This is a genomic window from Kitasatospora sp. NPDC101447 (assembly GCF_044767225.1).
GTDB lineage: Bacteria > Actinomycetota > Actinomycetes > Streptomycetales > Streptomycetaceae > Kitasatospora.
On the sequence record NZ_JBIWNL010000001.1, the window covers coordinates 371688 to 388454 of the forward strand.

14 protein-coding genes are annotated in these 16767 nt (G+C 74.6%); 6 read left to right on the plus strand and 8 right to left on the minus strand.

Annotation, left to right across the window (positions count from 1 at the left end):
- Positions 1 to 16: 16 nt before the first annotated feature.
- The 3 genes from ACIRST_RS01610 to ACIRST_RS01620 all read left to right on the plus strand — a co-directional run bounded on the left by ACIRST_RS01610 (position 17) and on the right by ACIRST_RS01620 (position 4596).
- Positions 17 to 1753: a SulP family inorganic anion transporter gene (locus ACIRST_RS01610; protein WP_402799020.1), complete on the plus strand. Its 1737-nt coding sequence runs from the start codon at positions 17 to 19 to the stop codon at positions 1751 to 1753.
- A gap of 141 nt (positions 1754 to 1894) precedes the next feature.
- Positions 1895 to 3565 (plus strand): hydroxylamine reductase, encoded by a 1671-nt coding sequence (gene hcp / locus ACIRST_RS01615; RefSeq protein WP_402799023.1) that lies wholly within the window; start codon positions 1895 to 1897, stop codon positions 3563 to 3565.
- On the plus strand, positions 3562 to 4596 hold the full coding sequence (locus ACIRST_RS01620; RefSeq protein WP_350522833.1) for a 2Fe-2S iron-sulfur cluster binding domain-containing protein: 1035 nt from the start codon (positions 3562 to 3564) through the stop codon (positions 4594 to 4596). The genes hcp and ACIRST_RS01620 overlap by 4 nt, the downstream gene beginning before the upstream one ends.
- A gap of 190 nt (positions 4597 to 4786) precedes the next feature.
- On the opposite strand, the gene ACIRST_RS01625 is transcribed toward ACIRST_RS01620, so the two are convergent.
- The 3 genes from ACIRST_RS01625 to ACIRST_RS01635 all read right to left on the minus strand — a co-directional run bounded on the left by ACIRST_RS01625 (position 4787) and on the right by ACIRST_RS01635 (position 7640).
- Positions 4787 to 5539, minus strand: coding sequence for a maleylpyruvate isomerase family mycothiol-dependent enzyme (locus ACIRST_RS01625; RefSeq protein ID WP_402799025.1), 753 nt, complete (start codon positions 5537 to 5539; stop codon positions 4787 to 4789).
- Between the two features lie 111 nt (positions 5540 to 5650).
- Positions 5651 to 6673, minus strand: a complete 1023-nt coding sequence (locus ACIRST_RS01630) for a 2-dehydropantoate 2-reductase (RefSeq protein WP_402799027.1) — start codon at positions 6671 to 6673, stop codon at positions 5651 to 5653.
- A gap of 133 nt (positions 6674 to 6806) precedes the next feature.
- Positions 6807 to 7640: a class II aldolase/adducin family protein gene (locus ACIRST_RS01635; protein WP_402799030.1), complete on the minus strand. Its 834-nt coding sequence runs from the start codon at positions 7638 to 7640 to the stop codon at positions 6807 to 6809.
- A gap of 157 nt (positions 7641 to 7797) precedes the next feature.
- On the opposite strand from ACIRST_RS01635, the gene ACIRST_RS01640 reads away from it, so the two are divergent.
- Positions 7798 to 8418: a TetR/AcrR family transcriptional regulator gene (locus ACIRST_RS01640; protein WP_350522828.1), complete on the plus strand. Its 621-nt coding sequence runs from the start codon at positions 7798 to 7800 to the stop codon at positions 8416 to 8418.
- A gap of 77 nt (positions 8419 to 8495) precedes the next feature.
- Here ACIRST_RS01640 and ACIRST_RS01645 read toward each other — a convergent pair whose 3' ends face one another.
- Positions 8496 to 9323, minus strand: a complete 828-nt coding sequence (locus ACIRST_RS01645; RefSeq protein ID WP_402799032.1) for a class I SAM-dependent methyltransferase — start codon at positions 9321 to 9323, stop codon at positions 8496 to 8498.
- A gap of 184 nt (positions 9324 to 9507) precedes the next feature.
- Between ACIRST_RS01645 and ACIRST_RS01650 the strand changes: the two genes are divergently transcribed.
- Positions 9508 to 10665 (plus strand): low temperature requirement protein A, encoded by a 1158-nt coding sequence (locus tag ACIRST_RS01650; protein WP_402799034.1) that lies wholly within the window; start codon positions 9508 to 9510, stop codon positions 10663 to 10665.
- A 27-nt stretch (positions 10666 to 10692) separates the two neighbouring features.
- Here the strand turns inward: ACIRST_RS01650 and ACIRST_RS01655 are convergent, their stop codons facing one another.
- From ACIRST_RS01655 to ACIRST_RS01670, 4 genes are all read right to left on the minus strand, one after another.
- Entirely contained in the window at positions 10693 to 12060 is a 1368-nt protein-coding gene (locus ACIRST_RS01655) for a GH1 family beta-glucosidase (protein WP_402799037.1), read from the minus strand.
- Between the two features lie 79 nt (positions 12061 to 12139).
- A complete protein-coding gene (locus tag ACIRST_RS01660; RefSeq protein ID WP_402799040.1) occupies positions 12140 to 12982 on the minus strand; it encodes a carbohydrate ABC transporter permease in 843 nt (280 codons plus the stop codon).
- The gene (locus ACIRST_RS01665; RefSeq protein WP_402799042.1) at positions 12979 to 14019 is read right to left on the minus strand and encodes a carbohydrate ABC transporter permease; all 1041 of its coding nucleotides are present in this window, start codon (positions 14017 to 14019) and stop codon (positions 12979 to 12981) included. The genes ACIRST_RS01660 and ACIRST_RS01665 overlap by 4 nt, the downstream gene beginning before the upstream one ends.
- Position 14020: 1 nt before the next feature.
- Positions 14021 to 15325, minus strand: coding sequence for an ABC transporter substrate-binding protein (locus ACIRST_RS01670; protein ID WP_402799044.1), 1305 nt, complete (start codon positions 15323 to 15325; stop codon positions 14021 to 14023).
- Positions 15326 to 15480: 155 nt separating this feature from the next.
- Here ACIRST_RS01670 and ACIRST_RS01675 point away from each other — a divergent pair, with 155 nt between their 5' ends.
- Positions 15481 to 16719: an ROK family protein gene (locus ACIRST_RS01675; RefSeq protein ID WP_402799047.1), complete on the plus strand. Its 1239-nt coding sequence runs from the start codon at positions 15481 to 15483 to the stop codon at positions 16717 to 16719.
- Positions 16720 to 16767 lie beyond the last annotated feature (48 nt).

Consider the following 16767-nt stretch of genomic DNA (forward strand, 5'->3'; position numbering starts at 1 on the left):
GTCCCTGAGGAGAACCATGGCCACCGGTGCACCCGACCGAGGATGGCGCCGCGTGGTGCCCACCCTGCCGGGGCTCGCGGTGCTCCGCCGCTACCGGCGCGCCTGGCTGCGGGGCGACCTGCTGGCCGGTGCCACCGTGGTGGCCTACCTCGTGCCGCAGGTCATGGCGTACGCGAGCGTCGCGGGCCTGCCGCCCGTCACCGGACTGTGGGCCATCCTGCCCGCCATCGTGCTGTACGCCCTGGTCGGCTCGTCCCGCCTGCTGTCGGTCGGGCCCGAGTCGACCACCGCGCTGATGACCGCCACCGTGGTCGGGCCGATGGCCGGCGGCGACACCGGCCGCTACGCCGTCCTGGCCGCGGGCCTCGCCGTGGTGGTCGGCCTGCTGTGCGTGCTGGCGTGGCTGGCCCGGCTCGGCTTCGTCGCCGACCTGCTCTCCCGGCCGGTGCTGATCGGCTACCTCGCCGGCGTGGCACTGATCATGATCGTCGACCAGCTGTCCAAGCTCACCGGGATCGACGTGCGCGGCGAGGGCTTCTTCCCGCAGCTGAGGTCGTTCGCGGCGGACATCACCGAGGCCCACCTGCCGACCGTCGCCTTCAGCGTCGCGACCCTGCTCTTCCTCTTCCTGGTGGCCCGCTTCCTCCCGCGCCTGCCCGGCCCGCTGCTGGCCGTCGTCCTCGGCACCGCGGTCTCGGCGGCGTTCTCGCTCAAGGACCACGGCATCGCGGTGATCGGCGAGATCCCGGCCGGACTGCCCGTGCCCAAGCTGCCGGACCTCTCCGAGCTGAACCGGCTGGTGCTGCCCGCGCTGGGCATCCTGCTCGTCGGCTACACCGACTTCATCCTCACCGCGCGCGCCTTCGAGAAGACCGGCGGGGAGGGGCGGCTGGACGCCAACCAGGAACTGCTGGGCCTCGGTGCGGTCAACCTCGGCGCCGGGTTCTTCCAGGGCTTCCCGGTGAGCAGCAGCGCCAGCCGTACCGCGCTGGCCGAGTCGGCGGGCGGCCGCAGCCAGGCGTACGCGCTCGCCGCCGGCCTCGGCGTGGTCGCCGTGCTGCTGTTCCTCAGCCCGCTGCTGCACGACACTCCGGACGCGGTGCTCGGCGCCCTGGTGGTGTTCGCCGCGGTGCGGATGATCGACCTCGCCGGTTTCCGCCGACTGGCCTCCTTCCGGAGCCGCGAACTGCTGCTCGCACTCGGCTGCATGGTCGGCGTGCTGGCCCTGGACATCCTCTACGGCGTGCTGGTGGCCGTCGGACTGTCGGTGATCGAGCTGCTCAGCCGGGTCGCGCGACCGCACGACGCGGTGCTGGGCGTCGTCCCGGGCGTGGCCGGGATGCACGACGTCGACGACTACCCCGAGGCGCGGACGATCCCCGGACTGCTGATCTACCGCTACGACTCCCCGCTGTTCTTCGCCAACGCGGAGAACCTCCGCCGCCGCGCCCTCGCCGCCCTGGCCGAACAGCCCGAGCCGGTACGGTGGTTCGTCCTCAACACCGAGGCGAACGTCGAGGTGGACATCACCGCGCTGGACTCGCTGGACGCCCTGCGGCTCGAACTGGCCGACCGCGGCATCGTGTTCGCCCTCGCCCGGGTCAAGCAGGACCTGCGGGCCGAGCTCGACGCGTACGGCCTGAGCGACTCCGTCGGCGCGGACCGGATCTTCCCCGCCCTGTCGACGGCGGTCGCCGCCTACCGCGCCTGGGCGGGGGAGGACGGCACCCCGGACGCCGCACCGCCCGACTGACGGAGAGGGACCACCGGGCCCCGGCGACCGGGTCGTCCGACCCTGGGCGCCCCCGCGCCCCGACCCGATCCTGGAGGGGCCGACGGCGGGCCTCCCGCGGACCGCCCGGCACGACGGCCCCACGAGTCCCGGAGGACCCGCATGTTCTGCTACCAGTGCGAACAGACCGACCGCACCGGCACCACCCCCGGCTGCGCCGGCCTGATCGGCAACTGCGGCAAGGATTCCACCACCTCGGACCTCCAGGACCTGCTGGTCCACGCGGTCAAGGGCATCGCCCAGTACGCCGCCGAGGCCCGCGCCCTCGGCGCCCCGGACGACGACGCGGCGGCCTTCGTCCTCTCCGCGATGTTCACCACGCTCACCAACGTCAACTTCAACCCCACCCGCTTCGCCGCCCTGATCCAGGAGGCCGTCGCCGTCCGGGACCGGGTCAGAGCGGGGTACGAGCGGGCCGCGCGCGCCGCGGGTCACGAGCCGAAGGCGCTCACCGGCCCGGCCGTCTGGGCGCCCGGCGCGAACCCCGCCGAACTCGCGCGCCAGGCGCAGGACGTGCGCGTCGACACCGGGCTCGCCCTGGTCGGCCCGGACGTCGTCGGGCTGCGCTCGCTCCACCTGTACGCCCTGAAGGGCATCTGCGCCTACGCCCACCACGCGCACGTGCTGGGCCGGCAGAGCGCCGAGGTGTACGCCGGGGTGGAGGACGCCCTGGCCCACCTGGCCGGCGGACCGGCCGACGCCGCCGACCTGCTGGAGCGCGCCGTCGGCCTCGGCCGGCTCAACCTGGCGGCCATCGAACTGCTCGACCACGCCAACACCGGCACCTACGGCGCCCAGCAGCCCACCGCCGTCCGCACCACGCCCGTCGCCGGCAAGGCGATCCTGGTCAGCGGCCACGACCTGCGGGACCTGGAGGCCCTGCTGGAGCAGACCAAGGACCAGGGCATCAACGTCTACACCCACGGCGAGATGCTCCCCGCGCACGCCTACCCGCTGCTCAAGGCCCACCCGCACCTCGCCGGCAACTACGGCGGCGCCTGGCAGGACCAGCAGCGGGAGTTCGCCGCCTTCCCCGGCCCGATCCTGATGACCTCCAACTGCATCATCGAACCGCACGTCAGCTACCGCCGACGGATCTTCACCGCCGGACCGGTCGGCTGGCCCGGCGTCCGCCACCTCACCGGCCGCGACTTCACCCCCGTGGTCCAGGCCGCCAAGGCGCTGCCCGGCTTCCCGGAGAGCCCGGCCGAGGAGCGGTTCATCACCGTCGGCTTCGGCCGCGACGCCGTCCTCTCCGTCGCCGACCAGGTCGTCGACGCCGTACGCCGGGGCGCGATCCGGCACTTCTTCCTCGTCGGCGGCTGCGACGGCCCCACCCCCGGGCGCGACTACTACACCGACTTCGCGCTCGGCGCGCCCCGGGACAGCGTGGTGCTCACCCTCGGCTGCGCCAAGTACCGGTTCAACGGGCACGACTTCGGCGAGATCGACGGCATCCCGCGGCTGCTCGACCTCGGGCAGTGCAACGACACCTACTCGGCCATCAGGATCGCGACGGCGCTGGCCGACGCCTTCGAGTGCGGCATCGACGACCTGCCCCTCACCCTGGCGCTCGCCTGGACCGAGCAGAAGGCCGTCGCCGTGCTGCTCACGCTGCTGGCGCTCGGCATCCGCGACATCCACCTCGGCCCCTCGCTGCCCGGCTTCCTCACCCCGGCCCTGGTCGACGGCCTGGTCGAGCGCTTCGGCCTGCGGGTGACCGGCGACGCCGGCGCCGACCTGGCCGCGGCGCTGGAGCGGACGGCGTCGTGAGCGCGCCCGAACCCGCCCCGGTGGTCCTCACCACCAGCGACGGCGGGCGCCTGGAGTTCACCTGCGCCCCCGGCGCCAGCGTGCTGGAGGCCGCGGCGGAGGCGGGCGCCGCCCTGCCGGCCTCCTGCCACCAGGGCACCTGCGGCTCGTGCCACGCCTCCGTGACCGACGGCCGGTACGAGCTGGGCACCCACAGCGCACTGGCCCTCCCGGAGGACGAACGCGAGCGCGGCGACGTCCTGCTGTGCCGCACCTTCCCGTGCGGGCCGCTGACCGCCGCCCTGCCGTACGAGCAGTCCCGCATCCTGTACGGCGGGATCCCCGTCCGGGAGGCCGTCATCACCGCGCTCGAACCGGTCGCGCAGGACACCGTACGGCTCGAACTGCGGCTCGACGGGGACGCCGACTGCCAGTTCGACCCCGGCCAGTTCATGGAACTCCAGGCGCCCGGCAGCGAGGTGAAGCGGGCCTACTCCCTCGCCAACACCGGCAACTGGGAGGGGCGGCTGGAGTTCTACGTCCGGCTGCGGGAGGGCGGGCGGTTCTCCACCCACCTCGCCCACCGGGCCCGCCCCGGCGACCGCCTCACCGTGCACGGTCCCCAGGGCGCCTTCGGCCTGCACGAGACCGGGCTGCGCCCGCGCTGGTTCGTGGCCGGCGGCACCGGACTGGCCCCGCTGCTGGCGATGGTCCGCCGGATGGCCGAATGGCAGGACCCGCAGCCGGCCCGGCTGTTCCTGGGCGTCAACGAGCCGAAGGACGTCTTCGGGGTGCGCGAACTCGCGGCCGTCGCCGAGGAGTTGCCGGGCTTCCGGTACGACGTCTGCGTCTGGAAGCCGTCCGGCGGCTGGTCCGGCCCGACCGGCACCCCGGCCGACCGGTTCGCCGCGGCCCTGCCCGAACTCGCGGGCACCGCACCGGACGTGTACGTCTGCGGACCGCCGCCGCTGGTCGACGCCGTGCTGCGCGCCGCCCTGCAGGGCGGGGTGCCCCAGGAACAGGTCCACCGGGAGCGCTTCCTGGCGGGCTGAGGACCGGCGCCGCCCCGCCCCCGCCCCCCGTCCCCGGGGCGGGGCGGCGCCCTGCCGGGGTTCGGCGGTTCGGCCGCCCGGCACCAGCCCTGGGCGGTAGTCTCCTTGACGCACCGTCAGGTACCGGTCGCCCTGTCAGGCCCGCACCCGCCCCGCGGGGCGGCCGGGTGCGGGCCGTGATCGGCGTGCGTCAGAAGGCGGAGTGCGCGAACCAGTGGTCCAGCAGCTCCTGGTCGCCGGACGTCGCGACGGCGGGGGCGGTGCGGTCGAGGCGGCCGTAGAGCACCAGCAGCAGGTCGGCGGCGGTGGCCCGGAGGGTGGCGTCGGCGGTGGTGTCCGCGCCGTCGGGGTCCAGGGCGAAGCCGTCGGGGCGCAGCCGGACCAGCCAGTCGCCCTCGCCGTCGGTGCGGGCGAAGCGGATGGTCCGGTCGTCGCCGCGCAGCTCGGCCGTCCCGGGCGCGAAGAGGGTGGCGAAGGGCAGGTTGGTGAGGAACTCGGCCACGCCGTCGGCCGCGAGGACCGGGTCGACGGTGGGGGTGAGGCCGAGTGCGACCTCGGCGTCGACCCGGTGGACGAGGGTCTCGAACAGCATCCGGCGCACCCAGAAGCGGGCGTGCTGGTCGGCGCCCCAGGCCCACATCGGCGCGTCGAGGTCGGCGAAGGCGGTGGCGGCCTCCTCGGCGGACTCCGCCAGCCAGGCCGGGTAGTCCTCGGTGCTCTCCGGCAGCCGCAGGTCGACGTCGCGGCTGCGCGGGGGCTCCTGGATCCGCTGCCGGAGCAGGACGGTGAACCAGCGCTGCACGCTGCCGGCGTGGCGGACCAGGTCGGCGACGGTCCAGCCCGGGCAGCCGGGCACCGGGAGCGTCGGGTCGGCGTGCTGCACGGCGGCGACGAAGCGGGCGGTCTCGGCGGCGACGGCGGTGCCGTGGTCGTGCGGGGTCATGGGCGTGGTCTCCGGGGACGCGGGCCTGGCGGCGCCTCGGGGCGGCGGGCGCCCCGATGGTTCATCGCATGAAATAACGTGGGCGACGGTAGGCCTGAAAGGTTGATTCTGTCAAGCATCCGCCGGGCCGAGTGCCGCCAGCAGCTCCGGGCCCGACCACCGGCGGGCGGCGCCCGGCCCGGCCCGCTCGGCCTCGTGCACCAGCGCGGCCAGCCGCGCGTTGGCCGGAGCCGCCAGACCGTGCCGGGCCGCGATCGCGACCACCTCGCCCTGGAGCGAGTCGATCTCGGTCGGGCGGCCCCGCTGCAGGTCCTCCCACATGGACGACCGGGCCAGGGCGTCGATCCGCAGGCTCGCGGCCGCCACCCTCCGGAAGACCGCGTCCGGCAGCCCGAGCACCCGGGGCGTCCAGTGCGGCGGCACCGGGCCGAGCCGGGCGGGCGCGGTGCCCGCCGCCCGGAAGGCGGCGAGCGCCTCCCGCTGGCACCGGGCCAGACAGGCCCGGTACGCCCGGGTGCCCAGCTCCTCGCGCAGCGGCAGGCCGGACAGCGCGTTCACCGCGTTGTTGAGGTTCATCAGCAGCTTCGCGGCCTGGACGGCGGGCATGTCCGTGCGCAGCGCCAGGCTCAGACCGCCCGCCCGGGCCGCCGTCGCGAACGCGCCGGCCGCCGGCACGTCCTCGACCATGAGCGCGCCGCCGCTGCCCTGGTGGACGGCGGCCGGGCCGCTGCGCAGCACGTTGTACGGCACCATCCCGGCGAGCACCCGGTGGCCCGGGAGCCCGGCCCGCAGCTCGTCGGCGTTGTGCAGGCCGTTCTGGAAGCTGATCACCACCGCGCCGGGTGCCAGCCGCCCCGCCAGCTCGCGCGCGGCGGTGCGGGTGTCCGCGGACTTGACGGTCACCAGCACGTAGTCCGCGGACGCGGCGGCGGCCGCGTCGGTGGCGAGGGTCAGCCCGCGCACCTCCCTCCGGGCGCGGCCGGGGCCGGTGAGCGTCAGCCCGTCGCGGTCGAGGGCGGCCATCGCCGCGGGCCGGCCGATCAGGGTGACGTCCGCGGCGGCGGCCAGCATGCCCCCGAGGTGGCAGCCGATGCTGCCGGCGCCGAAGACCGCGATCCGCGGTTCCTTGTCCACTGCTGCTGTCCTTCCGGCGGCGGCCGGAGCCGGCGGGTCGGGTGGGCCGGCCGACGCGGTCGGAGCGGCCTGGGGAGGGCGGGTCGGGCTTGGAGCGGGGCTCGGTGCCGGGCTCGGTGCCGGGTTGCTCGGGTCAGCCGGTCAGGTCCGGGTCGGTGGCGGCGATCTGCTCGAAGAGCGGCTGGGCCTGGAACCAGCCGGCCAGGTCGCTGCCCACCTGTCCGCGGGTGATCAGCGCGGTCTCCCGGTCGATGTGCTTGGGGGTGCCGGCCGCCATGGCGAGCAGCTGGGCCTGGCAGGAGCGCTCCATCGTGACGAACCACCAGACCGCCTCGGCGACCGACCGGCCGACCGTCAGCAGCCCGTGGTTCTGCAGGATCACCGCCTTGTGCGGGCCGAGCGCGGCGGCGATCCGCTTGCCCTCGTCGACCTCGTTCACCACGCCGCGGTAGTCGCTGTACAGCCCGTGGTCCTCGAAGAACGCGCAGGCGTCCTGGGTGAGCGGATCGAGCGCGATGCCGAGGCTGGAGAAGGCCTTGCCGTGCAGGGAGTGCGCGTGGGCGGCCGCGACCGCGTCCGGGCGGGCCGCGTGCACCTGGGAGTGGATCACGAAGGCGGCCCGGTTCACCGGCCGGTTGCCGTGCAGCAGGGTGCCCTCGTGGTCGACGAGGAGCAGGTCCGAGGCCTTGATCATGCCGAAGGGCATGCCGAACGGGTTCACCCAGAAGCGGTCGGGGTGCTCCGGGTCGCGCACGGTGATGTGCCCGGCGACCCCTTCGGAGAACCCGAACCGGCCGAACAGCCGGAATCCCGCGGCGAGTTGCTCCTTGCGGTACCGGCGTTCGGCGGCCACCGAGTCGAAGGTCGGCGGCAGCGGCAGGGTGACTCCGGCGGGCAGCGGTCCGACGGCGGCGGCGAGCGAGGCGGGCAGCGGGGTGCCCGCGCCGGGAGGCGGTGGGGTGCTCATGGCCCCAGAAGATACAATGCTGTATCCGATACGACAATGGATCCGATGCGGGGTCGAATCCGGCCGGCGGGGCCGTCCGCCGGGCTTCGGGATCCGTCCGCCGCCTCCGACCGCCGACCGCCGACCGCCGACCTCCGAGTGAACCGGGACGCCACCGATGCCCAAGGGTGAGACCAAGCGACGACCGCGCACCCGTGCGGCCCTGCTGCAGGCCGCGCTGGAGACCTTCGCCGAGCAGGGCTTCCGCGCCGCCACCATCGAGCAGATCTGCGAGCGGGCCGGCTACACCCGGGGCGCGTTCTACTCGAACTTCAGCAGCAAGGAGGAGCTGTTCCTCGCGCTGTTCGACGCGCACAGCGACCGGATCGTCGGGAGGATGACCGAACTGGTCGACTCGATCGCCACCGAGGACCTCACCGTGCAGGCGCTGGTCGAGGTCCTGTGCGAGGTCGAGCCGGCCGAACGCGACTGGTACCTCGTCACCACCGAGTTCACCCTGCACGCCATCCGCGACCGGCAGGCCGCCTGGGTGCTGGCCCGGCACGACGCCCGGCTGCGCGCCGAGCTCGCCCGGGCGCTCACCGACCACCTCGCCCGGGCCGGACGCACCCTCACCGCGGACCCGGACGAGGTGGCCCGGCTGCTGATCGCGATCCGCGAGGGAGGCCTGGCGCAGAGCTACGTCGAACCCGAGCAGCTGCCGCCGGGCAGGCTCGAACAGCGCTTCCTGGAGCCCCTGTTGACGGCGCTCACCACGGACGCCACCCCCGTGTCCTGAGACGCCGGCCGCGCCCCGGCCGCGCCCCGGCCGCGCCCCGGCCGCGCCCCGGCCGTGCCCCGGCCGGGAGGCCCCGTTCAGCCCGTGGCGGCCGGCCGGCGCCCCCAGGCGGTGATCATGCCGGGGGAGAGGTCGGCGAGCTCGGGGGAGGACAGGTAGGCGAGGGCCCGGTCGAGTTCGCCCGGCTCCAGGGCGGTGCCGGCCTCCAGGGCGTCGCGCATGCTGAGCCAGGTGGTGCGCCAGAAGGCGGTGACGGGCGCGTCGGGGGTCAGCGGCGGCACGTGCACCTCGGCGCCGACCTCCTGCAGGCCCAGCCCCCGCAGGAGCTGCGGGTAGCGGGTCACCCAGGTGATGTCGGTGCCGATCCGCTCGCGCAGCGCCTGCCACATGGCGGCCATGGCGTGCCGGTAGGCGGGCTGCGGCGAGTGCGCCGTGGTCAGGTCGACGGCGTCGGCGACGACCAGCCAGCCGCCGGGCGCCACCCAGTCGGCCAGGCGCGCCAGCACCTCGGCGTGCCCGGGCAGGTGCATCAGGACGAACCGGCAGTGGACCAGGTCGAAGCGGCCGGGTGCCAGCGCCGGGTCGGTGACGTCCGCCGTCGCCGTGCGCAGCCGGCCGTCCGGGCGGGCCCGGACGAACCGCGGGTCCCGGTCGAGGGCCAGGACCTCGTCGACGCCGGCCTCCTCGGCCAGCCAGCGGCTGATCGTGCCGGTGCCGGCGCCGACGTCCAGGCAGCGCCACCCCGGACCGACGCCGAGGGCGGTCAGCCGGGCCCGGGTCGTCGTGTCGTAGGCCAGCGCGCCGTAGTCGATGCGCTCGCCCTCGCCCGTCTCGTCGGGCGCGAAGAGGTCCGTTCCGTACCGTCCATCGTCCGGTGCGGCGCGGTCCGCCGGTCGTTCGTCCACTGGGGCTCCTCTCCGGGGGACGGGGCGGAGCCGTCCGTCGGGCGGTCGCCGCGTCGGCCCGCCGTCGACGGGCTGTCACCCGTGCGTCCCACCCGCGGTGGTCCGCAACCGTCCGCCGCCGCGATCCCACCCGAACGGCCGCGTCGGCGCACGCGGCGCGCCGCCCGGGGGCAGAGTGGGGCCCGTGAGCGAGAGCGCGGCGCCGGTGGACGGCGAGGAGCACCGGGCCGGCTGGTTCGAGCTGTTCTTCGACCTGGTGTTCGTGGTGACGGTCGCGGTCCTCGCCCACGGGCTGCACGGCGACCCGGACGCCGGTGACTTCGGCACGTTCCTCGTCCTGTTCTTCCCGGCCTGGTGGGCCTGGGCGAACCTGATGGTGACGGTCAACGTCTTCGGGTCGGCCGCGCCGCGCATGCAGGCCGTGCTGCTCGGGGTGATGCCCGGGCTCGGCCTGATGGCGGCCGCCGCGCCCGAGGGGCTGGGCGACCGGGCGTGGGCGTACGCGCTCGGCGCGGCCTGGGTGCGCCTCGGGCTGTTCGGCATCTGGTGGGGGCACGCCCGCCACCGGGACAACCCGCTGCCGCTGTGGCGCCCGCTGGCGTACTGCCTGGCGCCGGCCGTGATCTGGGGGGTGTCGGCCGCGCTGCCGAGCCCCGAGCGGTTCGTGCTGTGGGGCCTGGGGATCGCCCTGGAGGCCACGCTGCTGGCGGTCCGGGCCGGGGTGACCGCGACGTTCTACGAGCGGATGTCGATCGAGCACCTGGTCGAGCGGATCGGCCTGTTCGTGGTGATCGTGCTCGGCGAGAGCGTCTTCACCGTGGTCTCCACCCTCGCCGACCACTTCACCGGCGCCTCGGCGGCCGCCGCCTTCCTCGGCTTCGCGGTCGTCGCCGAGCTGGCCCTGGCATTCTTCCGCTGGGGCACCGAGAGCGCCGCCCGCGGGCTCGACCGGGCCCAGTCGGGCGGCGCCGACACGGCGATCCGGGACACCGTGATGTACCTGCCGTTCGTGCTGATCGCCGGCATCACGGTGCTGTCGGGCGCGCTCGGCACCGCCGTCGCCGACCCCGACGACCACCTCCCGCCGGGCGCCCGCTGGGCGCTGTGCGGCGGGGTCCTCGCCTTCTACACCGCCAACGCGGCGATCTCGCTGCGCTACGGAGACCCGGCCCGCACCGTGCTCGACTGGTACGGGCCGAGCCTGGTGCTCGTCCTCGCGGCCCTGCTGCCCGCGTCCGTCCTGCTGCCCGCCTGGGGCGCGGTCGGCGTCGCGGCGGCCGTGGTCCTCGCGCTCACCGCCCTGGCCGCCCAGCGGGTCCGGAGCCGGGCCCGGGCGGGGTGAGCCGCGGGCCCGGCGGGTGAGGCGCGGTCAGTGCGGCGTGCCGGGGGCCCCGCCGCCCCGGCCGCGGTGGGCGGCGATCAGTTCGGCGTAGCGGAGACCGCTGGTCTTCACGGTGCGCCGCTGGGTGGGGTAGTCGACGTGCACCAGGCCGAATCGCTTGTCGTAGCCGTACGCCCACTCGAAGTTGTCCAGCAGCGACCAGGCGAAGTACCCGGCCGGGCCCGCTCCCCGAGCGGCGGCCCGGGCGCAGGCCGCCAGGTGCTCCCGGAGGAACGCGGTGCGCTCGGGGTCGTGGACGCCGCCGTCCGGCCCGACCGTGTCCTGGTAGGCGGAGCCGTTCTCGGTGACGAAGATCCGTCGAACGCCGTAGTCGTGGGTCAGCCGCAGCAGCAGCTGTTCCAGGCCCGGTGCGTGGACCTCCCACGGCATGGCCGTATGGCGCTGGTTGGGGCCGGGCACCTGGCGGAACCGGGGGGCCGGGCCGCCGGGGTCGTCGGCGACGATCTGCCGGAAGTAGTAGTTGAGGCCGAGCCAGTCGAGCGGTGCGGCGATCAGGTCGAGGTCGCCGTCGCGGACGGGCAGGTCGACGCCGTACTCGGCCCGCATGTCCGCCGGGTAGCCGCGGCCGAGGACGGGATCGAGCCACCAGCGGTTGATGTGGCCGTCGGCGCGGGCGGCGGCGGCCCGGTCGGCCGGCGAGCCGCTCGCCGGCTCGATCGGGCTGAGGTTGTTGACGATGCCGATCCGTGCGCCGGGCGCGGTCTCACGCAGCGCCCGGACCGCCAGGCCGTGGCCGAGGTGGAGGTGGTAGGAGGCCCGGACGGCCGCGGTGAGGTCGGTCAGGCCGGGGGCCATCGTGCCGTCCAGGTGCCCGATCCAGGCGGAGCAGAGGGGTTCGTTGAGGGTGGCCCAGTAGGTGACGCGGTCGCCGAGCCGTTCGCCGACCGCGGCCGCGTACTCGGCGAAGCGTTCGGCGGTGGAGCGGGCCGGCCAGCCCCCGCGGTCCTGCTGGGCCTGCGGGAGGTCCCAGTGGTAGAGCGTCGGGAACGGGACGATGCCGGCCGCGAGCAGGCCGTCCACGAGCCGGTCGTAGAAGTCCAGGCCCGCGGGGTTGACCCGGCCGTCCGCCAGGGGCACCACGCGCGGCCAGGCGATCGAGAAGCGGTAGGCGTCCAGCCCGAGGGAGCGCATCAGGGCGACGTCCTCGGGCCAGCGGCGGTAGTGGTCGCAGGCCGTGTCGCCGGTGTCGCCGCCGACGATCCGGCCGGGGGTGTGCGAGAAGGTGTCCCAGATGGACGGTGCGCGTCCGTCGGCGTCCGCCGAGCCCTCGATCTGGTAGGCGGCGGTGGCGGCCCCGAACAGGAAGTCGGCGGGCAGGGCGCTGAGGTCGGTCACGGGGCTGCCTTTCGGCGGGCGAGGGGAGGGTGAGGGGCGGGTGAGGGGGCGGGGGCGGGGGCCGGGCCGGCGGATCCGGTCATTTGACGGCTCCGGCGGTCAGGCCGGCCACCAGGAAGCGCTGGAGCAGCAGGAACCCGGCGACGACGGGCACGCTCACCACCAGGGAGGCGGCCATCACCTGGTTCCAGTAGACGTCGCCGAGCGTCGCGTAGCCCTGGAGGCCGACGGCCAGCGTGCGGGTCCGGTCGTCGGTGAGGACGGAGGCGAACAGCACCTCGCCCCACGCGGTCATGAAGGCGTACACGGCGACCGCCACGATGCCCGGGAGCGCCGCCGGCACGATGATCCGCACCAGCGCCCGTACCGGCCCGCAGCCGTCGACCAGGGCCGCCTCGTCCAGGTCGCGGGGGACGGAGTCGAAGTACCCGACCAGCATCCAGATCGAGAACGGCAGCGAGAAGGTGAGGTAGGTGAGGATCAGACCGCCGCGGCTGCCGTACAGCGCCACCCCGGTCGCGTTGCCCACGTTGACGAAGATGAGGAACAGCGGCAGCAGGAACAGGATGCCCGGGAACATCTGGGTGGACAGCACCGTGACGGTGAACAGCCGGCGCCCGCGGAAGCGGTACCGGCTCACCGCGTACCCGGCGAGCACCGCGACCAGCACCGAGCAGACCGTCGAACCGCCCGCCACGATCAGGGAGTTGACGAGGTAACGGCCGAGCGGGACGGTGTGCCAGATGTCCAGGTAGGGCCGCAGCGTCAGGGTGCTGGGGATCCACCGGAACGGGCCCTGCACGTCCTGGAGGGGCTTGAGCGAGCTGGAGAGCATCACCAGCACCGGAGTGGCGGCGAACACCGCCAGCCCGGTGAGCAGGATCCGGCGCAGCCACCGGAAGGACGCGGACGTCCCGATCATCGCGCACTCCTTCGGCCCGGGGTCCTCCGGCGGGAGGCGAGCAGCAGGTAGCCGGCCGTCACCAGCAGCAGGAAGAGCAGCAGGAGCACCGACATGGCGGAGCCCGCGCCGAAGTTCCAGGTGACGAACGAGGACTGGTAGATGTGGACGGAGAGGAGGTCGGCGGCCTCCGGGGCGGACCTGCCGAACAGCAGGTAGGGCGTGTTGAAGTCGTTGAAGGTCCACAGGAACAGCACGAGCACCAGCACGAGGTTGACCGGGCGCAGCGAGGGCAGGGTGATCCGCCGGATCTGCTGCCAGACGCCGGCGCCGTCGAGGGCGGCGGCCTCGTACAGCTCGCGCGGGATGTTCTGCAGGCCGGCGGTGAGCGTGAGGAACGCGAAGGGCCAGCTGCGCCAGACCGCGACGGTGACCAGCGCGGCGAAGCTGTGGTCGCCGAGCAGCCAGAAGGGCTTGTCGTCGACGAGGTGCAGCTGGTCGTGGAGGACGTGGTTGAGCAGGCCGGTGTCCCGCTGGAAGACGAACGACCAGGTGATGACGGCCGCGTACACCGGCAGCGCGTACGGCAGCAGGAACAGGGCGCGCAGCAGCCCGCGCCCGCGGAAGGCGTCCTGCAGCAGGACGGCGGCGACGGTGCCGATCAGCCAGGACAGGCCGACGGCGAGGACGGTGAAGGCGCAGGTGATCCAGAAGGAGTGCAGCAGCGCGCGGCCCACCGGGGCGTGGAAGTCCACGGACGTCCGGTAGTTGCCGAGGCCGGTCCACGGGGCGGTGGACCAGTCGCGGATGGTGAACTGGGTGAGCTGTTTGAAGCTCATCGCCGCGCCGACGACCATCGGCGTCAGGTGGACGAGCAGTTCGAGCAGGAGCGCCGGGAGGAGGAGGACGTAGGGCAGTGCGGCGCGGCGGCGGGCGCGGCGGCCGGACCGGTCGGGACTCCCCTCGCGGTCGCGGCGGGTGCGGTGGCCCGGGTGGGCGTCGGTGCGGTGGCCCGGGTGGGCGTCGGGGCCGGTGCGGACGGCCGGTGCGTCGGACACCTCAGTGCGCCGGCATCTGCTGCCGGGCCTTGGCGAGTTCGGCCCGGACGGCGTCGTCGGTGACGGGCCGGCCCGCGGCGGCGGCGCCCATCAGGTTCTTCACAGCGGTGCCGACCAGGGTCTCGAACTGGCTCTCCTCGGTGACCTGGGGGAGGGGCGCGGCGCTGGTCCTGAGCACGTCGGCGAGGGTCCTGAGCTCGGGCGTGGCGAAGGCCGGGTCGGCCTGGGCGTCCTTGACCGGCGGGATGGAGCCGTAGGCCCGGTTGAGCCGGATCTGTTCGTCGGTGCCGGTCATGAACTTCACGAACTTCAGTGCGCCGTCGGTGTTGTGGGTGTTGCGGAAGACGGCGAGGTTGATGCCGGCGACCATGGAGGTGGTGGCCCGTTCGCCGCTCGCGCCGGCGGGTGCGGGGACCGGCGCGACGGCGTAGTCCTCGGGTTTCATCCCGTGCGAGGCGAGGTTCGCCCCGGCGGACTGCCACATCAGCATCGCGGCCCTGCCGGTGGCGAAGTCGGCGACGGACTGGTTGTTGCCGTACTCGGCGTTGCCCGGAGCGGCGATCCGCTCGGTGCCGAGCAGCCCCACGTACTGCTTGACGGCGGCCACCGTGCCGGGGCCGTCGAAGACGGGCCTGCCGGCCGCGTCGAAGAAGTCGGCGCCGTGCTGCTTGGCGAGGGTGAAGGCGTGGTGGACGTTCTCGGAGACGTTCCCGCCCTCGACCGCGAGGCCGTAGTGGTCCCCGGAGGTGAGCCGGTGCCCGTCGGCGACCAGTTCCTCCCAGGTCGCGGGCGGGTGGTCGAGCCCGGCCTCGGCGAAGAGCCGCTTGTTCCAGTACAGGCCGTAGGCCATCGAGTAGAGCGGGACGGCGGCCGGGTCCTGACCGGCCGCGCCGGTGGAGGCGAGGGCGGAGGGCAGGAAGCGGTCCCGGCCGCCGGCCTTGTCGAGGGCGGCGGCGTCGAAGGGCAGCAGGGCGCCGGTCGCCTGCAGCGAGGCGGACCAGGTGTTGCCGATGTTGAGGACGTCCGGGCCCTGGCCGGAGGTCGTCGCGGCGAGGATGCGGTTCAGCAGGTCGGACCAGGGGATGACTTCGAGCTTGACCTTGATCCCCGTCTGCTGTTCGAAGCTCTTCAGCTCGGGCTCCAGGACCCGGCGGTCGTCGTCCAGGCCGGTGCCCTGGTTGGACGCCCAGTAGGTGAGCGTCGTGGGGCTGCTGTTGTCGCCGCCGCCCTGGCCGCCGCAGGCGGTGGCGGTGAGGACCAGTGCGGCGGCCAGGGCGGTGGCCGCGGCGGTGCGGCTGCTGGGCATGATGGTGGCGCCCCTCTCGGACAGGGTCGGGCGAAACGGAAGGCGAAGGGAAGTACCCTGGGCAGCGGCTTACTTCACGGCGTGATTTAACGGCTGCGGGTCGTTGCGCGTCAAGGGACCGGACAGTGAGTGACGAACCGACAGGAGGGGTGCCCGTGACCGGGCGAGGCGGAAACACGGTGCGCGACCTGCGCAGGGGCAGCCGGGCCACCGTGCTGCGCAGGCTCTACTTCGACGGGCCGCTCAGCAGACAGGAGTTGGGCGCGCTCACCGGCCTCAGCGCGGGCTCGGTCAGCAACGTGACCGGCGAGCTGCTGGCCGACGGCCTGATCGAGGAGTGCGGCTCGGTGGGCTCCGACGGCGGCCGCCCGCGGACCATGCTCGGGGTCGCCGCCGGGCGCTTCCGGCTGGTGGGCGTCGACGTCGGCGAGACCCAGGTCCGGGTGGCCCTCTTCGACCTGACCCGCACCGAACTGGCCGCCGGCGACCTTCCGCTCTCCGACCGCGGCCGCGACGCCGGCCACGTGGCGGAGCTGATCCTCGCCGGGCTGGCCGACGTGCTCGACCGCACCGGCACCGCCCCCGAGGCGGTGCTCGGCGTCGGCGTCGGCGTGCCCGGCATCGTCGACCAGGGCGCGCCCGGCACGGACGGGCTGGGCATCGTGGTGCACGGGCAGACCGTCGGCTGGGACGCCGTCCCGCTCGGCCGCCTGCTGCGCGCCGGCACCGGCCTGCCGCTGTTCGTCGACAACGGCGCCAAGACGCTCGGGCAGGCCGAGATGTGGTTCGGGGCCGGGCGCGGCGCCCGGCACGCGGTGGTCGCGCTCGTCGGCTCCGGCGTCGGCGCCTGCGTCATCGCCGACGGCGCGCGCTACCGGGGAGCCACCAGCAGCGCGGGCGAATGGGGCCACACCAAGGTGCAGGTCGGCGGCCGCCGCTGCCGCTGCGGCGCCCGCGGCTGCCTGGAGGCCTACGTCGGGGCCGAGGCGCTGGTCGAGCGCTGGGGGGCGGCCCCGCCCGGCGACGAGAAGGCGGGGCTGGCGGCGCTGCTGGCGGCCGCGGAGGCGGGGGAGCCGGCCGCCGTCGGACTGCTCGACGAGGCCGCCGAGTACCTCGGCGCGGGGATCGCGGACCTGGTCAACCTGTTCAACCCCGAGCGGATCGTGATCGGCGGCTGGGCGGGCCTGCTGCTCGGGCCCCGGCTGCTGCCCGGCATCCGCGCCGCGGCCACCGGGTACGCGCTGCGCTTCCCGTACGAGCACGCGCTGATCGTCCTCGGGACGCTGGGGCCGGAGGCGGTCACCACGGGGGCCGCCACCCTGCCGCTGTCGGACTTCCTGGACTCCGGCGGGCAGCTCCCCGATCGTTCGCATCTCTCCGACGCCAGCGCATAGTTCACACCCTGAGGAAAGTCGGCCCGGCGGGTTGACAGTGGCCGGACG

Excerpts from the sequence above, each read along its gene's own strand:
- ACIRST_RS01610 (WP_402799020.1), top strand. The coding sequence starts at position 17 with ATGGCCACCGGTGCACCCGACCGAGGATGGCGCCGCGTGGTGCCCACC.
- hcp (WP_402799023.1), top strand. The coding sequence starts at position 1,895 with ATGTTCTGCTACCAGTGCGAACAGACCGACCGCACCGGCACCACCCCC.
- ACIRST_RS01625 (WP_402799025.1), bottom strand. The coding sequence starts at position 5,539 with ATGACCCCGCACGACCACGGCACCGCCGTCGCCGCCGAGACCGCCCGC.
- ACIRST_RS01635 (WP_402799030.1), bottom strand. The coding sequence starts at position 7,640 with ATGAGCACCCCACCGCCTCCCGGCGCGGGCACCCCGCTGCCCGCCTCG.
- ACIRST_RS01640 (WP_350522828.1), top strand. The coding sequence starts at position 7,798 with ATGCCCAAGGGTGAGACCAAGCGACGACCGCGCACCCGTGCGGCCCTG.
- ACIRST_RS01660 (WP_402799040.1), bottom strand. The coding sequence starts at position 12,982 with ATGATCGGGACGTCCGCGTCCTTCCGGTGGCTGCGCCGGATCCTGCTC.
- ACIRST_RS01670 (WP_402799044.1), bottom strand. The coding sequence starts at position 15,325 with ATGCCCAGCAGCCGCACCGCCGCGGCCACCGCCCTGGCCGCCGCACTG.